Annotated in this window: 15 protein-coding genes; 11 read left to right on the top strand and 4 right to left on the bottom strand. The window is 59.0% G+C overall.

The window, feature by feature from the left end:
• Positions 1–22: 22 nt before the first annotated feature.
• Positions 23–673, bottom strand: coding sequence for a GNAT family N-acetyltransferase (locus tag JFT87_RS22470; protein ID WP_201204652.1), 651 nt, complete (start codon positions 671–673; stop codon positions 23–25).
• Between the two features lie 334 nt (positions 674–1,007).
• Between JFT87_RS22470 and xthA the strand changes: the two genes are divergently transcribed.
• Together xthA and JFT87_RS22480 are read left to right on the top strand one after the other, a co-directional pair.
• The gene (xthA, locus tag JFT87_RS22475; RefSeq protein ID WP_201204654.1) at positions 1,008–1,820 is read left to right on the top strand and encodes an exodeoxyribonuclease III; all 813 of its coding nucleotides are present in this window, start codon (positions 1,008–1,010) and stop codon (positions 1,818–1,820) included.
• A gap of 269 nt (positions 1,821–2,089) precedes the next feature.
• Positions 2,090–3,424, top strand: coding sequence for a substrate-binding domain-containing protein (locus JFT87_RS22480; protein WP_201204656.1), 1,335 nt, complete (start codon positions 2,090–2,092; stop codon positions 3,422–3,424).
• Between the two features lie 121 nt (positions 3,425–3,545).
• On the opposite strand, the gene JFT87_RS22485 is transcribed toward JFT87_RS22480, so the two are convergent.
• Positions 3,546–4,775 (bottom strand): acyl-CoA dehydrogenase, encoded by a 1,230-nt coding sequence (locus tag JFT87_RS22485; protein ID WP_201204657.1) that lies wholly within the window; start codon positions 4,773–4,775, stop codon positions 3,546–3,548.
• A 165-nt stretch (positions 4,776–4,940) separates the two neighbouring features.
• On the opposite strand from JFT87_RS22485, the gene JFT87_RS22490 reads away from it, so the two are divergent.
• The 3 genes from JFT87_RS22490 (at position 4,941) to JFT87_RS22500 (ending at position 7,521) form a co-directional block, all read left to right on the top strand.
• Complete coding sequence (locus JFT87_RS22490; RefSeq protein WP_201204658.1) at positions 4,941–5,870, top strand: LysR family transcriptional regulator; 930 nt, start codon at positions 4,941–4,943, stop codon at positions 5,868–5,870.
• A gap of 207 nt (positions 5,871–6,077) precedes the next feature.
• A complete protein-coding gene (locus JFT87_RS22495; protein WP_133838710.1) occupies positions 6,078–6,479 on the top strand; it encodes a MerR family transcriptional regulator in 402 nt (133 codons plus the stop codon).
• Positions 6,480–6,621: 142 nt separating this feature from the next.
• Positions 6,622–7,521 (top strand): hydroxymethylglutaryl-CoA lyase, encoded by a 900-nt coding sequence (locus JFT87_RS22500; protein ID WP_201204659.1) that lies wholly within the window; start codon positions 6,622–6,624, stop codon positions 7,519–7,521.
• Positions 7,522–8,248: 727 nt separating this feature from the next.
• On the opposite strand, the gene JFT87_RS22505 is transcribed toward JFT87_RS22500, so the two are convergent.
• A complete protein-coding gene (locus JFT87_RS22505) occupies positions 8,249–9,943 on the bottom strand; it encodes an AMP-binding protein (protein WP_201204660.1) in 1,695 nt (564 codons plus the stop codon).
• 343 nt (positions 9,944–10,286) lie between these two features.
• Between JFT87_RS22505 and JFT87_RS22510 the strand changes: the two genes are divergently transcribed.
• The 4 genes from JFT87_RS22510 to JFT87_RS22525 all read left to right on the top strand — a co-directional run bounded on the left by JFT87_RS22510 (position 10,287) and on the right by JFT87_RS22525 (position 16,034).
• A complete protein-coding gene (locus JFT87_RS22510; protein ID WP_201204661.1) occupies positions 10,287–11,450 on the top strand; it encodes an isovaleryl-CoA dehydrogenase in 1,164 nt (387 codons plus the stop codon).
• Between the two features lie 105 nt (positions 11,451–11,555).
• The gene (locus JFT87_RS22515) at positions 11,556–13,160 is read left to right on the top strand and encodes a carboxyl transferase domain-containing protein (RefSeq protein ID WP_201204662.1); all 1,605 of its coding nucleotides are present in this window, start codon (positions 11,556–11,558) and stop codon (positions 13,158–13,160) included.
• A gap of 109 nt (positions 13,161–13,269) precedes the next feature.
• On the top strand, positions 13,270–14,085 hold the full coding sequence (locus JFT87_RS22520; protein WP_201204664.1) for a gamma-carboxygeranoyl-CoA hydratase: 816 nt from the start codon (positions 13,270–13,272) through the stop codon (positions 14,083–14,085).
• Positions 14,085–16,034 carry an acetyl/propionyl/methylcrotonyl-CoA carboxylase subunit alpha gene (locus JFT87_RS22525; RefSeq protein ID WP_201204666.1) on the top strand — a complete coding sequence of 650 codons (1,950 nt, stop codon included), beginning with the start codon at positions 14,085–14,087 and terminating at the stop codon, positions 16,032–16,034. Before JFT87_RS22520 ends, JFT87_RS22525 begins: the two co-directional genes overlap by 1 nt.
• A 39-nt stretch (positions 16,035–16,073) precedes the next feature.
• Here the strand turns inward: JFT87_RS22525 and JFT87_RS22530 are convergent, their stop codons facing one another.
• Positions 16,074–16,721 carry a LexA family protein gene (locus tag JFT87_RS22530; protein ID WP_201204668.1) on the bottom strand — a complete coding sequence of 216 codons (648 nt, stop codon included), beginning with the start codon at positions 16,719–16,721 and terminating at the stop codon, positions 16,074–16,076.
• A gap of 129 nt (positions 16,722–16,850) precedes the next feature.
• Here JFT87_RS22530 and JFT87_RS22535 point away from each other — a divergent pair, with 129 nt between their 5' ends.
• Both JFT87_RS22535 and JFT87_RS22540 read left to right on the top strand, forming a co-directional pair.
• Positions 16,851–17,192 carry a DUF6124 family protein gene (locus JFT87_RS22535; protein ID WP_201204670.1) on the top strand — a complete coding sequence of 114 codons (342 nt, stop codon included), beginning with the start codon at positions 16,851–16,853 and terminating at the stop codon, positions 17,190–17,192.
• A 483-nt stretch (positions 17,193–17,675) separates the two neighbouring features.
• Positions 17,676–18,827: a M14 family metallopeptidase gene (locus JFT87_RS22540; protein WP_201204672.1), complete on the top strand. Its 1,152-nt coding sequence runs from the start codon at positions 17,676–17,678 to the stop codon at positions 18,825–18,827.
• The last annotated feature ends 45 nt before the right edge of the window (positions 18,828–18,872 follow it).

The following is an 18,872-nucleotide window of genomic DNA, read 5'->3' on the forward strand; positions in this document are numbered from 1 at the left end:
GGGTGCCGTGAAAGTTCTACCTTTATGCCGTTGCGGTTTGTAACACCTGAGGATTGGCGTGAAAAAACACGTGTTCACGGATCGGTCCTACCGCCACTTCGCCGATTTCCTCATAGCCCTGACGTTTATAGAAGTCGAGATAACGAGGATTCCCGGTATCGAGGATCACACCCTCAGAGTGCTCATCCACCGCGCACCAGTTGTGCACCGCTTGCAGCAGTTGTTCGCCGAAGTGTTTGCCCTGGAATTGCGGGTGAATCCCCAACAATGGCAGCACGTGCACCGCATCGGACGGTACGCACGCCGTGACGGCATCGTGATATTCGAGGTAGCGTCGAGTGCAGCGAAAACCGGTGCTGAGCACCATGCGCAGGCGCCAGGCCCAGCTTTCGGTGATGCCGAGGCGACGTTGCGGCGGCGCGATCAGGGCGATGCCGATCAAGCGGTCGTTGACCAGCAGGCCGATGGCCGGCAGGTCCTGGAGGAAGTGTTGTTTGACCAGTTCACGCACCGTCGCCCGCACCCGCTGTTCGTATCCGGGGCGCTCGGCTTCGAATAAGTAGCTGAACGTCGGCTCGTGACGGTAAGCCTGGTACAGCAGGGAGCGTGCTTCGCGGGAGTAGCCGCTGTCGAGCATGTGGATATCGGCGATGGCGGTCGAGGTTTCAGGCATAACGGTATTTCTCCCCGGGGCACCGTTCAAATGACGGCACTCTTCTGGTTACGAGCCTATAGCGCTGGCACAGTTCCCTGCTGATCCGAATCAGTGTTGCTGCTTAAGCCGTCTTCGCGGGCAAGTCGAATCGTCGCACCGCCGCTCCCACAAGGTATAGACCAGACTGAAGACATTAGGCGCCTGCACCACGATCTACTGTGGGAGCGGGCTTGCTCGCGAAGACGCCGGTTCTGCCGCCACATCCCTACCGCCAAACAAGAATCCCCTCACCCCACACTGGCCCCATTCCTACATGTCAGCTAGCATCGCCTTTTTGCCAGGACTGCCGACCATGAAGATCGTCTCCTTCAACATCAACGGGCTGCGCGCTCGCCCGCATCAGCTGGCGGCGCTGATCGAGAAGCACCAGCCGGACGTCATTGGCCTGCAGGAAACCAAGGTCCACGACGACCAGTTCCCGCTGGCCGAGGTTCAGGCCCTGGGCTACCACGTGTATTTCCACGGGCAAAAAGGCCATTACGGCGTCGCCCTGCTCTCGCGCCAAGAGCCGATTGCTCTGCACAAAGGCTTCGCCACCGATGAAGAAGACGCTCAGCGGCGTTTCATCTGGGGCACGTTCGCCGATGCCAATGGCGTACCGGTGACGATCATGAACGGCTATTTCCCGCAGGGCGAAAGCCGCGACCACCCGACCAAATTCCCGGCCAAACAACGCTTCTACAACGATTTGCAGCACCTGCTGGAAAGCCAGTTCACCAACGACCAGCCTGTCGTGGTGATGGGTGATGTGAATATTTCCCCGGAAGACTGCGACATCGGCATCGGCCCGGACAATATGAAACGCTGGCTGAAAACCGGAAAGTGCAGCTTCCTGCCGGAAGAACGCGAGTGGATGGCGCGCCTGAAGAACTGGGGTCTGGTGGACAGCTTCCGCCACCTGAACCCGGACGTGGCCGACCGTTTCAGCTGGTTTGACTACCGCAGCCGCGGCTTTGAAGACGAACCCAAGCGCGGCCTGCGGATTGACGTGATCATGGCGTCCCACGGCTTGATGCCGCGGGTGAAGGATGCCGGGGTGGATTACGACCTGCGCGGGATGGAAAAACCATCGGACCATGCGCCGATCTGGCTTGAACTGGCCTGACCTTGAAGCCACCACAGAATCACATTCTGACAATGGGGTTCTTTGGTCGGCTGACCTGTGGCGAGGGGATTTATCCCCGTTGGGTGGCGAAGCCGGCCCCTGCATACTTCCAGACAAATCAGATTTACAGACTCCACGACTGCTTCGCAGCCGAGCGGGGATGAATCCCCTCGCCACAAAGGCTCCTCTACATTGAATCACTGTCATGTTTTGGTCATGCGCCTGACTTAATCTCCCCGGCAATCCCCTTTGCTTGATTCGGTGCCGGCATGACCCTGCGTGTTCTGTGCGTTTTTCTATTGAGTGGATGGCTGACGGTCTCTGCCGCTGCCATGCCGACGCCCGAACGCGGCCCGGTGCTGCGCATCCAGGGTTCCAACACGATTGGCGCCGCATTGGGGCCGGCGCTGGTCGAAGGGTTGATGCAGGAGCAAGGCCTGCTCAAGGTTCACAGCGAAACGCCGGACAAGGCCAACGAACAACGCATCGTCGGGCAAACGGCCCAGGGTCGCCGAGTAGTGGTCGAGGTCGCGGCCCACGGTTCGAGCACCGGTTTCACGGCACTGAAAAATGCCTCCGCCGATCTGGCCGCCTCCTCGCGCCCGATCAAGGACAGCGAATTGGCGGACCTGCAAGCACTGGGTGACTTGAAAAGTCCGGCTGCCGAGCAAGTCATCGCCATCGATGGACTGGCGATCATCCTGCACCCACAAAATCCGATGAATCAACTCAACACCGAACAACTGGCCCGGATCTTCAGTGGCGAGGCCGCGACGTGGGAAGACGTCGGTGGCAGCGGTGGGCCGATTCACCTCTACGCGCGGGATGATCAATCGGGCACCTACGATACGTTCAAGGAATTGGTCCTCAGCCGTCGTGGGAAAACGCTGAACAGCTCGGCGAAACGTTTCGAATCCAGCGAGCAATTGTCCGATGCTGTCAGCCTGGACCCGCAAGGCATCGGCTTCATCGGTCTGCCCTACGTGCGCCAGGCCAAAGCCGTGGCGATTGTCGACGGACAATCCCAGGCGATGTTGCCGCTAAATAGTTTGATTGCGACCGAGGACTATCCGCTGTCCCGCCGTTTGTTCTTTTACCTACCGCCGACGGGGAAAAATCCTTGGGCCGAGGCGCTGGTGGCGTTCGCCCAAAGCAGCAAGGGCCAGGCGATTGTCGCGGCCAACGGGTTTATCGCCCAGACCGTGCAAGCGATGAGCGTCACGCCGAATGCGTTGATGCCCGAGGGTTATCAGGCCTTGAGCCGTCATGCCCAGCGCTTGACGGTAAATTTTCGCTTCGAAGAAGGCAGCGCGACGTTGGATAACAAGGCCCGGCAGGACCTGTCTCGGGTGCTCGACTATATAAAGCAGCACGACAAGGCCAACCGTGAAGTGACGCTGGTGGGGTTTGGCGATGCCAAGAACGATCCGGCGCGGGCCGACCTGCTATCGAAGTTACGGGCGATGGCGGTGCGGCGGGAACTGGTGAAAAGCGGCGTGGTGTTTCGCGAGATTCGCGGTTTTGGTGCCGAGATGCCGGTGGCGGCCAATAGCGCGGATGAGGGGCGGATCAAGAATCGGCGGGTTGAGGTTTGGGTTTATTGAGCCTGATGTTGATGTGTTGAGCCTTTAGGCCTCTTCGCGAGCAGGCTCGCTCCCACAGGTTCTGTGGCGTTCACAAATCCAATGTGGGAGCGAGCCTGCTCGCGAAGGGGGCGACGCGGTCTTAGTGACTGCTACGCATCATCTCTTTCGGCACGTACTTGCCGATCTCGAACTTGCCGATCGCCGCGCGGTGCACTTCGTCCGGACCGTCGGCCAGGCGCAGGGTGCGTTGCATGGCATACATGTAGGCCAGCGGGAAGTCATTGGACACCCCTGCCCCGCCATGGATCTGGATCGCCCGATCGATCACTCGCAACGCTACGTTCGGTGCAACGACCTTGATCTGGGCGATTTCGCTCTTGGCAATCTTGTTGCCCACCGTGTCCATCATGTAGGCGGCCTTCAACGTCAGCAGCCGCGCCATGTCGATTTCCATCCGCGAGTCGGCGATCTTGTCGATGTTGCCGCCCAGTCGCGCCAACGGTTTACCGAATGCGGTACGGCTCACCGCACGTTTGCACATCAATTCCAGCGCACGCTCGGCCATCCCGATTGAGCGCATGCAGTGGTGAATCCGGCCTGGGCCAAGGCGACCCTGAGCAATTTCGAAGCCGCGTCCTTCGCCCAACAGGACGTTTTCGTACGGCACCCGTACATTTTCAAACAGCACTTCGGCATGACCGTGTGGCGCATCGTCGTAACCGAACACCGGCAGCGGACGGACAATCTTCACGCCCGGTGCATCCACCGGCACCAGGATCATCGAGTGCTGGGCATGACGCGGTGCGTCGGGGTTGCTCAGGCCCATGAAAATCAGGATCTTGCAGCGCGGGTCGCAAGCGCCTGAGGTCCACCATTTTTTGCCATTGATCACCCACTCGTCGCCATCACGCACGGCGCGGGCGGCCATGTTGGTGGCGTCGGACGAGGCTACGTCCGGCTCGGTCATGGCGAATGCCGAACGGATCTCGCCGCGCAACAGCGGTTCGAGATAACGCTGTTTCTGTTCTTCGTTGGCATAACGCACCAGCACTTCCATGTTGCCGGTGTCTGGCGCAGAGCAGTTGAACGGCTCAGGCCCCAGAAGCGAGCGGCCCATGATTTCCGCCAGGGGCGCGTATTCGAGGTTGGTCAGGCCGGCGCCGAGTTCGGACTCAGGCAGAAACAAATTCCACAACCCTTCGGCCTTGGCCTTGAGTTTGAGTTCTTCCATGATTGCGGTCGGCTGCCAGCGATCACCCTCGGCGACCTGACGCTCGAACACGGCTTCAGCGGGATAAACGTAGGTGTCCATGAACGCGGTCACGCGCTCACGCAGTTCCTGAACCTTGGGCGAATAAGCGAAATCCATGAGCAGCTACCTTCTTGGGAGAGGTTGTTTAGGTCATGTAATCGATGCTAGAACAGCTACGAAAATTTACCTAGCCTATTCTCGGCGTGTATTAACATTCATCACCGATATATGATCGGCTGATCATCAAGGCCAAAAACGCCCCTACAACAAGAGAGCCGCGTAATGAATCTGAGCAAGGTCGACCTCAACCTTTTCATCGTCTTCGACGCGATCTATACCGAAGCCAACCTGACCCGCGCCGGGCAGATTGTCGGCATTACTCAGCCTGCGGTCTCGAACGCTCTGGCTCGCCTGCGCGAGACCTTTAACGACCCGTTGTTCGTGCGCACCGCCCAAGGCATGGTGCCGACACCGATGGCGCAAAACATCATCGGCCCGGTGCGCCATGCCCTTTCTTTGCTACGGGTGTCGGTACAGGAAAGCCGCATTTTCAACCCGTTGCAGGCAGTCAAGACCTACCGCATCAGCATGACCGACCTCACCGAAGCGGTGATCCTGCCAGCACTGTTCCAGCGCCTGCGTCGTCTGGCGCCAGCGGTGATCATCGAAAGCTTCCTGTCCAAGCGCCGCGAGACCACCAAGGAACTGGCGGCCGGTCGCCTCGACTTCGCGGTGGATGCGCCGCTCAACACCGACCCACAAGTGCGTCACGTCAAGTTGATGGAGGACCGTTACGTGTGCGCCATGCGCAAGGGACATCCGCTGGCGGCCAAAGAGAAATTCACCCTTGATGACTATCTGTCACTGACCCACATTCACATTTCCAGCCGCCGCAGTGGCCTGGGGCATGTCGACCTGGCGCTGGGAAAAATGGGAATTCAGCGCAAGATCGCCCTGCGCTCGCAGCATTATTTGATGGCGTCGCAAGTGTTGCAGCAGACCGACATGGTCATGACCGTGCCGGAGCGCTTCGCCCGTCGTCATGAACTGCACGCGTTTAATCTGCCGGTCAACGACGTGCCACCGGTGGAAACGCACCTGTATTGGCACGAAAGCACCGACCAGGACCCGGCCAACCGCTGGATGCGCGAGCAGATGATCGAGTTGTGCCAGCAGGTGACGGCGCATGAGAAGAAGCTCGATAAGGCGTAGGGCTTTGAACCGCGTTATCGTTCTTCGCGAGCAAGCCCGCTCCCACATTGGATCTTCAGTGACCACAATGTCTATGTATTACAGAGATCCCCTGTGGGAGCGGGCTTGATCGCGAAGAGGCCAGCGGCAACACCATAGATGCATGCCCCTTGACGTAAACGTAAACCTGACATTAGCTTAGCGCCATGACCTTCTTCGAGCGCTTCCATGAGCAGCCAGACCTACAGCATTTCCGACCTCGCCCGCGAGCTCGACATCACCACCCGGGCCATTCGCTTTTATGAAGAGCAAGGTTTGCTCAGCCCCGAGCGCCGTGGCCAGGAACGCATCTATTCGCCCCGGGACAAGGTCAGCCTGAAGCTGATCCTGCGGGGCAAGCGCATCGGTTTTTCACTGGCCGAATGCCGCGAGCTGATCGAACTCTACGACCCCACCGGCGGCAATCAGAAACAGCTGCAAACCATGCTGACCAAGATCGCCGAACGGCGTGATCAGTTAGAACAGCAAATGCTCGACATTGAGCAAATGAAGCTGGAACTGGACACCGCGCAGGAACGCTGCACCCAGGCGCTGGAGCAGACGATCAAAAGCCAGCAGCCCGTCCAGTAGCCCTACGAAAATCCCCTGTGGGAGCGGGCTTGCTCGCGAAAGCGGTACGTCATTCAACATCGATGTCGACTGACCTGACGTTTTCGCGAGCAAGCCCGCTCCCACAGAGTTCTCCACGAATTCAAAGAACAGGTCAACCGCCATGCCCCTTCCCACCCACGTACGCCTGATCGAAGTCGGCCCCCGCGACGGTCTGCAAAACGAAGCCCAGCCCATCAGCGTCGCGGACAAGGTGCGACTGGTCGACGCCTTGAGCGCTGCGGGCCTTGGCTATATAGAAGTCGGCAGTTTCGTTTCGCCCAAGTGGGTGCCGCAAATGGCTGGTTCCGCCGAGGTTTTTGCGCAAATCCAGCGCAAGACCGGCGTGACGTATGGCGCACTGGCGCCGAACCTGCGCGGGTTTGAAGACGCCATCGCGGCCGGGGTCAAGGAAGTCGCGGTGTTCGCCGCCGCCTCCGAAGCGTTTTCCCAGCGCAACATCAACTGCTCGATCAGCGAAAGCCTGGCGCGGTTTGTACCGATCATGGACGCCGCCAAACAGCACGGCGTCAGCGTGCGCGGTTATGTGTCGTGTGTGCTGGGTTGTCCTTACGAAGGTAACGTCGCGCCGGAACAAGTCGCGATGGTGGCTCGTGAGCTCTATGCCATGGGCTGTTACGAGGTTTCGCTCGGTGACACGATCGGCACCGGCACCGCTGGCGCTACCCGCCGGATGTTCGAGGTGGTCTCGGCCGATGTGCCGCGGGACAAACTGGCCGGGCATTTCCACGACACCTACGGCCAGGCCATGGCCAATATCTACGCCAGTCTGCTGGAAGGCATCGCGGTATTCGACAGCTCTATCGCCGGCCTCGGCGGCTGCCCATATGCCAAGGGCGCCAGCGGTAACGTCGCCACCGAAGACGTGGTGTACCTGCTCAACGGCCTCGGAATCGAGACCGGAATCGACCTGGACGCCTTGATTCTCGCGGGCCAACAGATTTGCACGGTGCTGGGGCGCCCGACCGGTTCGCGCGTGGCCAAGGCTCGCAGCGCCCAGTGAGTGGGCGGATGTGTCCGGGTGTTACCGCATTGTCTGGAGTGCGGGTACAAACGAGTAACACGGAAACAAATTGCTGAGTTTTGATTGAGAGAAAAACCCTACAAAAAACTCAAACCATTGAATTTAAAGGTTTTTAAAAACTTGGCACGGCTTCTGCTATCTCTATGGCATAACAAGAATAAAAAGCAGCAAACCTAATAAAAATAAGACGTAACGACTCTGACATAACAAGAACAACACGGCAGAGACGCAGCTAACAGATTTTTTTGGAGAAGGTGTGCTTTTCAGGGTGCTTTTCGGAGTAACCCGCAACCGGGCAGAGAACAATAAAACTACCTTCAGGTAGCTCCCGAACTGGTTGGATCGCTTGGCGAAAAAGCAGATCAGCGCTCAAAAAAATACGTTTGCTCTTGACCCCGGATGGGGGTCGACAAAAACAGCAGTAAAGGGCCACGGTTGCCAAAAACAACAATAGACCGCCCCTCAATAATAAAAAAAGAGCACGCGCAACGACAAATTAAAGGGGAGCTTCGGCTCCCCTTTGTGCTTTCTGCGATTCAGTAAAACCGACTCCTGTAGGAACGAGGCTTGCCCGCGAAGGCGATTTATCATTCAACCTCGCTGTCGACTGACCCGACACAAATCCCCTGTAGGAACTGGCGCAGCCTGCGATCTTTTGATCTGAGCCTTCTGCGCCCCCCCAAAAGATCGCAGCCTTCGGCAGCTCCTACGGTATCGCTTTGAACTCCTCGATACTGATCTCGCGCATCCGGAATTTCTGGATCTTGCCGGTCACGGTCATCGGAAACTCTTCCACGAATTTGAAGTAACGCGGCGTCTTGAAGTGCGCGATGCGCGCCTTGCACCAGGTTTTCAGCTCTTCTTCGGTCGCGCTGTGGCCGGGGTGAAACTTGATCCAGGCAACAATCTCCTCGCCGTAGCGCGAGCAGGGAATGCCAATCACCTGCACATCCGCTATTGCCGGGTGGGTGAAGAAGAACTCTTCCAGCTCCCGTGGGTAAACATTCTCACCGCCACGGATGATCATGTCCTTGTTGCGTCCGGCGATGCACACGTAACCCTCGTCGTTCATGCTCGCCAGGTCACCGGTGTGCATCCAGCCAGCCTGATCAATAGCTTCGGCGGTACCCTGCGGATTTTTCCAGTAACCGAGCATCACGCTGTAACCCCGAGTGCACAGCTCGCCAATCGTGCCACGCGGCACCAGGTTACCTGCCTCGTCGATGATCTTGCTTTCCAGTTGCGGCTGGGTGCGGCCGACGGTGGTGACGCGCAATTCCAACTCGTCCGACGGACCGGTCTGCAATGACACCGGACTTGTTTCCGTCATGCCGTAGGCAATCTGCACTTCGCTCATGTGCATCTCGTTGATGACCCGGCGCATCACTTCGATCGGGCAGGTCGCTCCAGCCATGATCCCGGTGCGCAGGGTGGAGAGATCGAATTCGCCGCGTTGGGGTTGATCGAGCATGGCAATGAACATGGTCGGTACGCCGTAGAGCGCGGTGGCTTTTTCTTCGGCGACGGTGGTCAGGGTCAACAGTGGATCGAATGCGTCGTTGGGGTAGATCATCGTGCTGCCGTGGGTCACGCAGCCGAGGTTGCCCATGACCATGCCGAAACAGTGATAGAGCGGCACCGGGATCACCAGCCGATCATCGGCCGTCAAACCCAGGCTTTCGCCAACCATGTAACCGTTGTTGAGAATGTTGTAGTGACTGAGGGTCGCGCCTTTGGGGAAACCGGTAGTGCCGGAGGTGTACTGGATATTCACCGGCTGATCGAAATGCAGGCTGTGCTGACGTTCATTCAACTGCTCGACCGAGACACTGGCGGCAAGATCTGCAAGTTGCGACCACGGCAGGAAACCCGAGGGCGGCAAGGCGTCCAGACTGATGACGCCACGCAGGTCCGGCAGGCGTTCGCTCTGCAATTGGCCGATGGATTGCTCCGCCAACTCTGGCACCAATCCTTGCAGCATCCCGTGATAGTCGGACGTCTTGAAGGCCCCGGCGCAGACCAGCCATTGGCAGCCGGACTGTTTCAACACGTACTCCAATTCAGAACTGCGATACGCCGGGTTGATGTTGACCAGGATCACGCCGATTTTCGCGCTGGCGAATTGGCTGATGCACCACTGCGCGCAGTTCGGCGCCCAGATACCGAGGCGATCGCCGGTCTGCAAACCCAGCGCCAGCAGTGCTCTGGCGTGCAGGTCCACGGTGTCGGCCAATTGCTGCCAGGTGTAGCGCAACTGTTGATGACGCACGACCAGCGCTTCCCCGATCGGGTACTGCGCGACGGTGTGATCGAACGCCTCGCCGATGGTCATTGCCAACAAGGCTTTGTCCTGGGAACCACGGGTATAGCTGCGCTGCGGGTTTGCACTGGGTTGATCCATGACGACCCCTATTGTCTTTATTTATGGGTTGGCGACGGTCACCTGTGGGAGCGGCCTGTGGCGAGGGGGCTTGCCCCCGTTGGGTTTGCGAAGCAGCCCCAAAACTTTCGATGCACCAAAAAATTTTGTGAGTGCTACGCACTCAAACGGGGGCAAGCCCCCTCACCACAGGGCGCTCCCACAGGATTGCTCCGCTTTTCTATCTTGAACTGGCCCTACTCTCGCTCAAGTTGACGTTAACGTAAAGGGTGATTGACAGCCATTCGTCACAAGCTTACGTTAACGTAAAGGTGAGAGCCGAACCACGCCCTCCCAACCCTACAAAAAAGCCAAAAGGTGACCCATGAGCTATCCATCCCTGAACTTTGCCCTCGGTGAAACCATCGACATGCTGCGCGATCAGGTTCAGTCCTTCGTCGCCAAAGAGATCGCCCCGCGCGCGGCTCAGATCGACATCGACAACCTGTTCCCCGCAGACCTGTGGCGCAAATTCGGTGACATGGGCCTGCTGGGCGTCACCGTGCCGGAAGAGTACGGCGGCGCAGGCCTGGGTTACCTGGCCCACGTGGTCATCATGGAAGAAATCAGCCGCGGCTCGGCCTCGGTGGCGCTGTCCTACGGCGCGCATTCCAACCTCTGCGTCAACCAGATCAACCGCAACGGCACTCACGAACAGAAGACCAAATACCTGCCAAAACTGATCAGCGGCGAGCACATCGGCGCACTGGCCATGAGCGAACCGAATGCCGGTTCCGACGTGGTCTCGATGAAACTGCGCGCCGACAAACGCGGCGACAAGTACGTGCTCAACGGCAGCAAGACCTGGATCACCAACGGCCCCGACGCCAACACCTACGTGATCTACGCCAAGACCGACCTGGAAAAAGGCCCCCATGGCATCACCGCATTCATCGTTGAGCGTGACTCGAAAGGCTTCAGCCGCAGCAACAAGTTCGACAAGCTCGGCATGCGCGGCTCGAACACCTGCGAGCTGTTCTTCGATGACGTCGAAGTGCCGGAAGAAAACATCCTCGGCGTACTCAACGGCGGCGTGAAAGTGCTGATGAGCGGCCTCGATTACGAGCGCGTCGTCCTCTCGGGCGGCCCGACCGGGATCATGCAGTCGTGCATGGACCTGATCGTTCCGTACATCCACGACCGCAAGCAGTTCGGCCAGAGCATCGGCGAATTCCAGCTGATCCAGGGCAAAGTCGCCGACATGTACACCCAACTCAACGCCAGCCGCGCCTACCTCTACGCGGTCGCCCAGGCCTGCGAGCGCAGCGAAACCACCCGCAAGGACGCTGCCGGGGTAATCCTCTATAGCGCCGAACGCGCCACACAAATGGCGCTCGACGCGATCCAGATTCTCGGCGGCAACGGCTACATCAACGAATTTCCGGCCGGTCGTCTGCTGCGCGACGCCAAGCTGTATGAAATCGGCGCGGGCACCAGCGAGATCCGACGCATGCTGATCGGTCGCGAACTCTTCAACGAAACGAAATGAGTTTCGTCAGCGGCAAGCTGCAAGTTCCAAGCTGCAAGAGGACCGCGCTCTTGCTTCAACTTGTAGCTTGTAGCTTGCAACTCGAAGCTGCTACGGAGTAGCCCCATGATTCTGCATACCCAGCTCAACCCCCGTTCGGCAGAGTTCGCCGCCAACAGCGCGGCGATGCTCAAACAGGTCGACGACCTGCACACCCTGCTCGCCCAAGTGCAGCAAGGTGGCGGCCCGAAGGCGCAAGAGCGCCACACGTCGCGGGGCAAATTGCTGCCTCGCGAGCGGATCAATCGTTTGCTCGATCCGGGTTCACCGTTTCTGGAAATCAGCCAACTGGCGGCCTACGCGGTGTATGGCGAAGACGTTCCGGCGGCCGGCGTGATTGCCGGGATCGGCCGCGTGGAGGGCGTCGAGTGCATGATCGTCGCCAACGACGCCACGGTGAAAGGTGGCTCGTACTACCCGCTGACCGTGAAAAAACATCTGCGCGCCCAGACCATCGCCCAGCAAAACCGCTTGCCGTGCATCTACCTGGTGGACTCCGGCGGTGCCAACCTGCCACGTCAGGATGAAGTGTTTCCTGACCGCGAGCATTTCGGGCGGATTTTCTTCAACCAGGCCAACATGAGCGCCATGGGCATTCCGCAGATTGCGGTGGTTATGGGTTCCTGCACGGCTGGTGGCGCCTACGTACCGGCGATGGCTGACGAAGCGATCATGGTGCGTAATCAGGCAACGATTTTCCTCGCTGGCCCGCCGCTGGTGAAAGCGGCCACCGGCGAAGTGGTCAGTGCTGAAGATTTGGGCGGAGCCGACGTGCACTGCAAGATTTCCGGGGTCGCCGACCATTACGCCGAGAGCGATGAACACGCCCTCGCCCTCGCCCGACGCAGCGTTGCCAATCTCAATTGGCGCAAGCTCGGCGAACTGCAACAACGCACGCCGATTGCTCCGCTCTACAGTAGCGATGAGTTGTATGGCGTGGTCTCGGCCGACGCCAAGCAGCCGTTCGACGTGCGCGAAGTGATTGCACGACTGGTCGACGGTTCGGTATTCGATGAGTTCAAGGCGTTGTTCGGGACTACATTGGTTTGCGGCTTTTCCCACCTGCACGGTTACCCGATCGCGATCCTCGCCAACAATGGCATCTTGTTCGCCGAAGCCGCGCAGAAAGGCGCGCACTTTATCGAACTGGCCTGCCAGCGCGGCATCCCATTGCTGTTCCTGCAGAACATCACCGGCTTCATGGTTGGCCAGAAATACGAGGCCGGCGGTATCGCCAAACACGGCGCCAAACTGGTGACCGCCGTGGCGTGTGCCAAGGTGCCGAAATTCACCGTGATCATCGGCGGCAGCTTCGGCGCCGGTAACTATGGCATGTGCGGGCGGGCTTACGATCCGCGCTTCCTGTGGATGTGGCCGAATGCACGCATCGGCGTGATGGGCGCCGAGCAGGCTGCCGGCGTGCTGGTTCAGGTCAAACGCGAGCAGGCCGAACGCAGTGGTCAGGGTTTCAGCGCCGAACAGGAAGCGCAAATCAAGCAACCGATCCTCGATCAGTACGAAGAACAAGGCCACCCTTACTACTCCAGCGCACGGCTGTGGGACGACGGCGTCATTGACCCGGCCCAAACCCGCGACGTACTGGCCCTGGCCTTATCCGCGTCGTTGAACGCGCCAATCGAACCGAGCCGCTTCGGCGTGTTCCGGATGTGATTTTTTTGTGGGAGCGGGCTTGTGTGGTGAGGGGGCTTGCCCCCGTTCGATTGCGAAGCAATCGCCATCCCTTGCAATCCCCCCACAAGTCTCGTGGAGACGGACAAATATGAGCGACTTCAACACCCTCGAACTGCTGACCGACCCACGGGGTTTCGCGACCCTGTGGCTCAGCCGTGAAGAAAAGAACAACGCATTCAACGCCGAAATGATCCGCGAGCTGATCCTCGCACTGGACAAGGTCTCGGGTGATGCCAGCCTGCGCTTCCTGCTGATTCGTGGTCGCGGTAAGCATTTCAGCGCAGGCGCCGACCTGGCCTGGATGCAGCAATCGGCCGAACTCGATTACCACACCAACCTCGACGACGCCCGGGAACTGGCGGAGCTGATGTACAACCTCGCCAAGCTGAAAGTCCCGACTCTGGCGGTTGTGCAAGGCGCGGCTTACGGCGGCGCACTGGGTCTGATCAGTTGCTGCGACATGGCCATCGGTGCCGATGACGCGCAGTTCTGTTTGTCGGAAGTGCGCATCGGCCTCGCACCGGCGGTGATCAGCCCGTTCGTGGTGCAAGCCATCGGCGAACGTGCGGCGCGGCGTTATGCCTTGACCGCCGAGCGTTTCGGCGGGCAGCGGGCGCGGGAAATCGGTTTGTTGTCGGAGAGTTTTCCGGTCGCCGAACTGGAGCAAAGCGTCGAACACTGGATCGACAACCTGCTGCTCAACAGCCCGGCCGCCATGCGTGCCAGCAAGGACTTGTTGCGTGAAGTCGGCAATGGCGCCCTGACTCCGGCGCTTCGTCGTTACACCGAAAATGCCATCGCGCGCATTCGTGTCAGCCCTGAAGGTCAGGAAGGCCTGCGGGCCTTTCTGCAAAAACGTCCGCCGAACTGGCAAGCCGTCACCACCCCCAAGGAGCCGCGTTGATGAGCGCACCTGTTCTCACTACTCTGCTAGTGGCTAACCGTGGCGAAATTGCTTGCCGGGTGATGCGCACCGCCAAAGCCTTGGGCCTGACCACCGTCGCCGTGCACAGCGCCACCGACCGTGACGCCCGGCACAGCCGCGAAGCGGATATCCGCGTCGACCTGGGCGGCAGTAAAGCTGCCGACAGCTACCTGCAAATCGACAAACTGATTGCCGCCGCCCAGGCCAGTGGCGCTCAGGCGATTCACCCTGGCTACGGTTTTCTTTCCGAAAACGCCGGGTTCGCTCGCGCCATTGAAGCCGCCGGCCTGATTTTCCTCGGCCCACCCGCCGCGGCCATCGACGCCATGGGCAGCAAATCCGCCGCCAAAGCCTTGATGGAGACCGCCGGCGTGCCATTGGTACCCGGCTATCACGGCGAAGCCCAGGACCTCGATACCTTCCGCGACGCCTGTGAACGCATCGGTTATCCGGTGCTGCTCAAGGCCACGGCTGGTGGTGGCGGTAAAGGCATGAAAGTGGTCGAGGACGTCAGCCAGTTGGCCGAAGCCCTAGCCTCGGCCCAGCGTGAAGCGAAATCCTCGTTCGGCGATTCGCGGATGCTGGTGGAAAAGTACCTGCTCAAGCCACGTCATGTGGAAATCCAGGTCTTTGCCGATCAACACGGCAACTGCCTGTACCTGAATGAACGGGATTGCTCGATCCAGCGCCGGCACCAGAAAGTCGTCGAAGAAGCACCCGCACCAGGCCTGAGCCCAGAACTGCGTCGCGCCATGGGCGAAGCGGCTGTGCGCTCGGCGCAAGCCATTGGTTATGTCGGCGCCGGCACGGTGGAGTTTCTGCTGGATTCGCGCGGCGAGTTCTTCTTTATGGAGATGAACACGCGCCTGCAAGTCGAACACCCGGTCACCGAAGCCATCACAGGCCTGGACCTGGTGGCCTGGCAGATTCGCGTGGCGCGCGGTGAAGCATTGCCGATGACTCAGGCTGAGGTGCCGCTGATTGGACATGCCATCGAGGTGCGGCTGTACGCCGAAGATCCGGGCAATGATTTTCTGCCGGCCACCGGGCGGCTGGAGTTGTATCGGGAGTCAGCCGAAGGTCCGGGGCGGCGGGTGGACAGCGGTGTTGAAGAAGGCGATGAGATTTCGCCGTTCTATGACCCGATGCTCGGCAAACTGATTGCCTGGGGCGAAGACCGTGAACAGGCTCGGCTGCGGTTGTTGAGCATGCTGGATGAGTTCGCCATTGGTGGGCTCAAGACCAACATCAACTTCCTGCGCCGGATCGTCGGCCATCCAGCATTCGCTGCGGCGGAACTGGATACCGGGTTCATTCCACGTTATCAGGAGCAACTGCTGCCAGCGCCTGCCAACCTCAGCGATGAGTTCTGGCAAGCCGCGGCACAGGCGTTTGCGCAGAGCCAAGCGTCGGTGTTGCGTGCCGATGACCCGAGTTCGCCATGGGCCTTCAACAACGGTTTCCGCGCCGGGCTGCCCAAGGAAATCACCCTGCATTTGAGTTGCGAAGATCAGGATCACGCGCTGACGTTGGGCGATGTGAGTACTGCGCAACTCAAGGGCGAACAACTGCTGATCGAACACAACGGCGTGCGCCGCCAGCATCGGGCCATCCGCCGTGGCGACGTGCTGTATCTGCAATGGGAAGGTGAACTGCGCCGTATCGAGACTTACGATCCAATCGCTGCCGTCGAGTCCAGCCACAGCCATCAGGGCGGCCTGACCGCACCAATGAACGGCAGCATCGTGCGAGTGTTGGTGGAGGCCGGGCAAACGGTCGAAGCCGGGGCGCAATTGGTGGTGCTGGAAGCGATGAAAATGGAGCACAGCATTCGTGCGCCCCATGCCGGGGTGATCAAGGCGTTGTATTGCCAGGAAGGTGAAATGGTCAGCGAAGGCAGTGCGTTGGTGGAGTTGGAAGAAGCGTGAAATGAAGATCGGTCCTACGCATTGCGAGGACCGATCTGATTAGAATTTGGCTGTTGCCTGAACCACTACGCCGATAATTCGGCATTCCTCGGTGAAAAGGGCTTTCGGATACGTCGGATTGAGCGGGACCAGGTAACGCTGCCCGCCCTCTTCGATCAGCTTGCGAAACGTCGCCTCGGCGCTGTCCGGCCACTGGGCGATCACCAGTTTTCCAGGCTCCGGCACAATGGCCGGGTCCACCAGGATCATCATGCCCTCGGCAATGCTGATGCCACTGGGCGCCGTCATCGCATCACCCACCACCACGAGCCAGAACGCCGGGCCCTGAGCGTGGTAGTCGGTCAGCTCGAAACGCTCCTTGCCATACACAGTCAGCTCACCGTCGCGAACTTCGGCCGGCTCTCGCCAATCGCTGACCGGGTAGCGGAAGTACGGGTTGTACTTGAGCGCCAGCGGCATCTCTTCATCTTCCGAGACCAGGGGTTCGCGAATCACCATCGCCACTTCGAGAAAATCCATTCCAAGGGCTTTCAAGACGCGGTTCATGTTGACGATCCCGGGATCGCGACGTTTATTCAGCCAGTGGCCGACCCCGCCCTGGGACATCCCGAGGCGGTCAGCGAGTAGCTCTTGAGTGAGGTTGAGTTCACTCATCTTGGCCTTGACCAATTCAATCCATTTATCCATGTGCGGCACGATACGTGGGGGACTCCGACCCACAAAACACAAATTGTAGTATTTAAATTCTCGTCACAAATACAGTACGTACTAGGATGGGTTCACGGATCTGAATCTATCACGGAGTTCACTATCACCATGACAAACCCCAGCAACGACATGCAGGACATGCAGTTCGACACCACTTTCACCTCGCCAAAGGGCTGCGCCGCCGCACAGCGGGCGCTGGATTATTACTTGAAACCAGCTGTTTCAGAGGTGGAAGTCGAGTCGCGCTTTTTCGATGTCAACCGCAACATCAGCAGTGAAGAGGCGTTGGTTCATGCGTCCGATCTATTGCGCTGTGCCGCCGCCACCGCACAGGAATCAGCCGGAAACCAGCAAGGCACGGGGCGTGCGCTGGCGTTTTCGGTGGTGCACATGATCGATATGGCGCAGGCAATGGTCGACCGATCCCTGGATGGTGATCAGAACGACTGAGACGGAAGTGTTTTCGAGGAGGACAGGAAAGAGTTTTCCAATCGCACAGATAAAATCATTTGACTTGCAAACGAGAATGATTATTATTGCATGCAGCTGATCGCGAGATCAGTCGATGGACCAGAGGACCTTAGGTCGGTCTCCTGGACTATCTCCTCATCAGGCTAATCACGGTTTTTGACCCGGCTTTTTGCCGGGTTTTTTTTGCCAGTTATTCTGGCTTTGGCTTCAGGCTAATGAAGACTGTAGGTGCTGCTAATTCGATGGCGGGCATGATATCAAAAGAACATCTATTGGCAAGCGAACCCCGGCAGCATAGGGGTCAAACTAATGAAAAATAGCACTTGAGAATCAATTCTACAGCCTCTAAGCTGCTTCGGCGTCAAGGAGGACGCCCCCCTCATTTCACCCCGCAATTTCCCCCCGATTTATCCCCCTCTTGCGTGTAAAGTAGCTGCCATAAATCATAATCAGGAATCGACTATGACCGTGGCTAAATCCTCTTTCGACATCAGCGCCAATTTCGACAGCGGCAACATTGAAGTGCTGGACATCAGCAATCCGCTTCAAGCCCTTTTGGCGATCAAGCCAGACACCCGCAGCCAGCATTTCCAGTGGTTTCACTTCAAGGCCAGTGGTTTGCATGTCGGTCAAGAGCACTGGTTTCGCCTGAGTAACGCCAGCAAATCCTCGTACAACAAAGCCTGGGACGGTTATCAAGCGGTAGCGTCCTACGACCACGTCAACTGGTTCCGCGTACCGACGATCTTCGAAGGCGACTGCCTGCGTTTCAGCCTGGAAGCTACGGCCACCCACGCCTGGTTTGCCTATTTCGAACCCTACAGCCGCGGTCGCCATGACTGGCTGATCGAGCAGGCGCTGACCAAGGCCGGCACCGAACTGCTGGCCACCGGCAAAAGCGTTGAGGGCCGCGATATCCAGTTGCTGCGCAAAGGCAGTGGCGCCGAAGGTCAACGCAAGGTCTGGATCATCGCGCAACAGCACCCAGGCGAGCACATGGCCGAGTGGTTCATGGAAGGCGTGATCGAACGCCTGGAAAAACATGACGACCCTGTACTGAAAAAACTGCTGGCCAGCGCCGACCTGTACCTGGTGCCGAACATGAACCCGGACGGTGCCTTTCACGGTCACCTGCGCACCAACGCCAATGGCCAGGACCTTAACCGCGCCTGGCAGAGCGCCAGTCAGGAAGTCAGCCCGGAAGTCCTTTTCGTACAGCAGCAAATGGAAAAGTACGGCGTCGATCTGTTCCTCGACATCCATGGCGATGAAGAAATCCCCTACGTGTTCACCGCCGGTTGCGAAGGCAACCCCGGCTATACACCGCGGATCGAAAAGCTGGAAACCCACTTCCGTGATCACCTGAAGCACCTGACCAAGGACTTCCAGACCAAGCACGGCTACACCCGCGACGAGCCAGGCCTGGCCAATATGACCCTGGCCTGCAACAGCGTTGGCCAGAAGTTCGACTGCCTGTCGCTAACGCTGGAGATGCCGTTCAAGGACAACAACGATGCGCCGAATGCGCTGACGGGTTGGTCTGGTAAGCGCTCGAAGCAATTGGGCAAGGATGTGCTGACGACCGTCGCGGATATGGTTGATACGTTGCGCTGATTCCCCTCCTCGTCTGAGAAAAAGATCGCAGCCTTGCTGCGATCT

This window comes from Pseudomonas sp. TH15 (assembly GCF_016651105.1).
Classification (GTDB): Bacteria; Pseudomonadota; Gammaproteobacteria; order Pseudomonadales; family Pseudomonadaceae; genus Aquipseudomonas.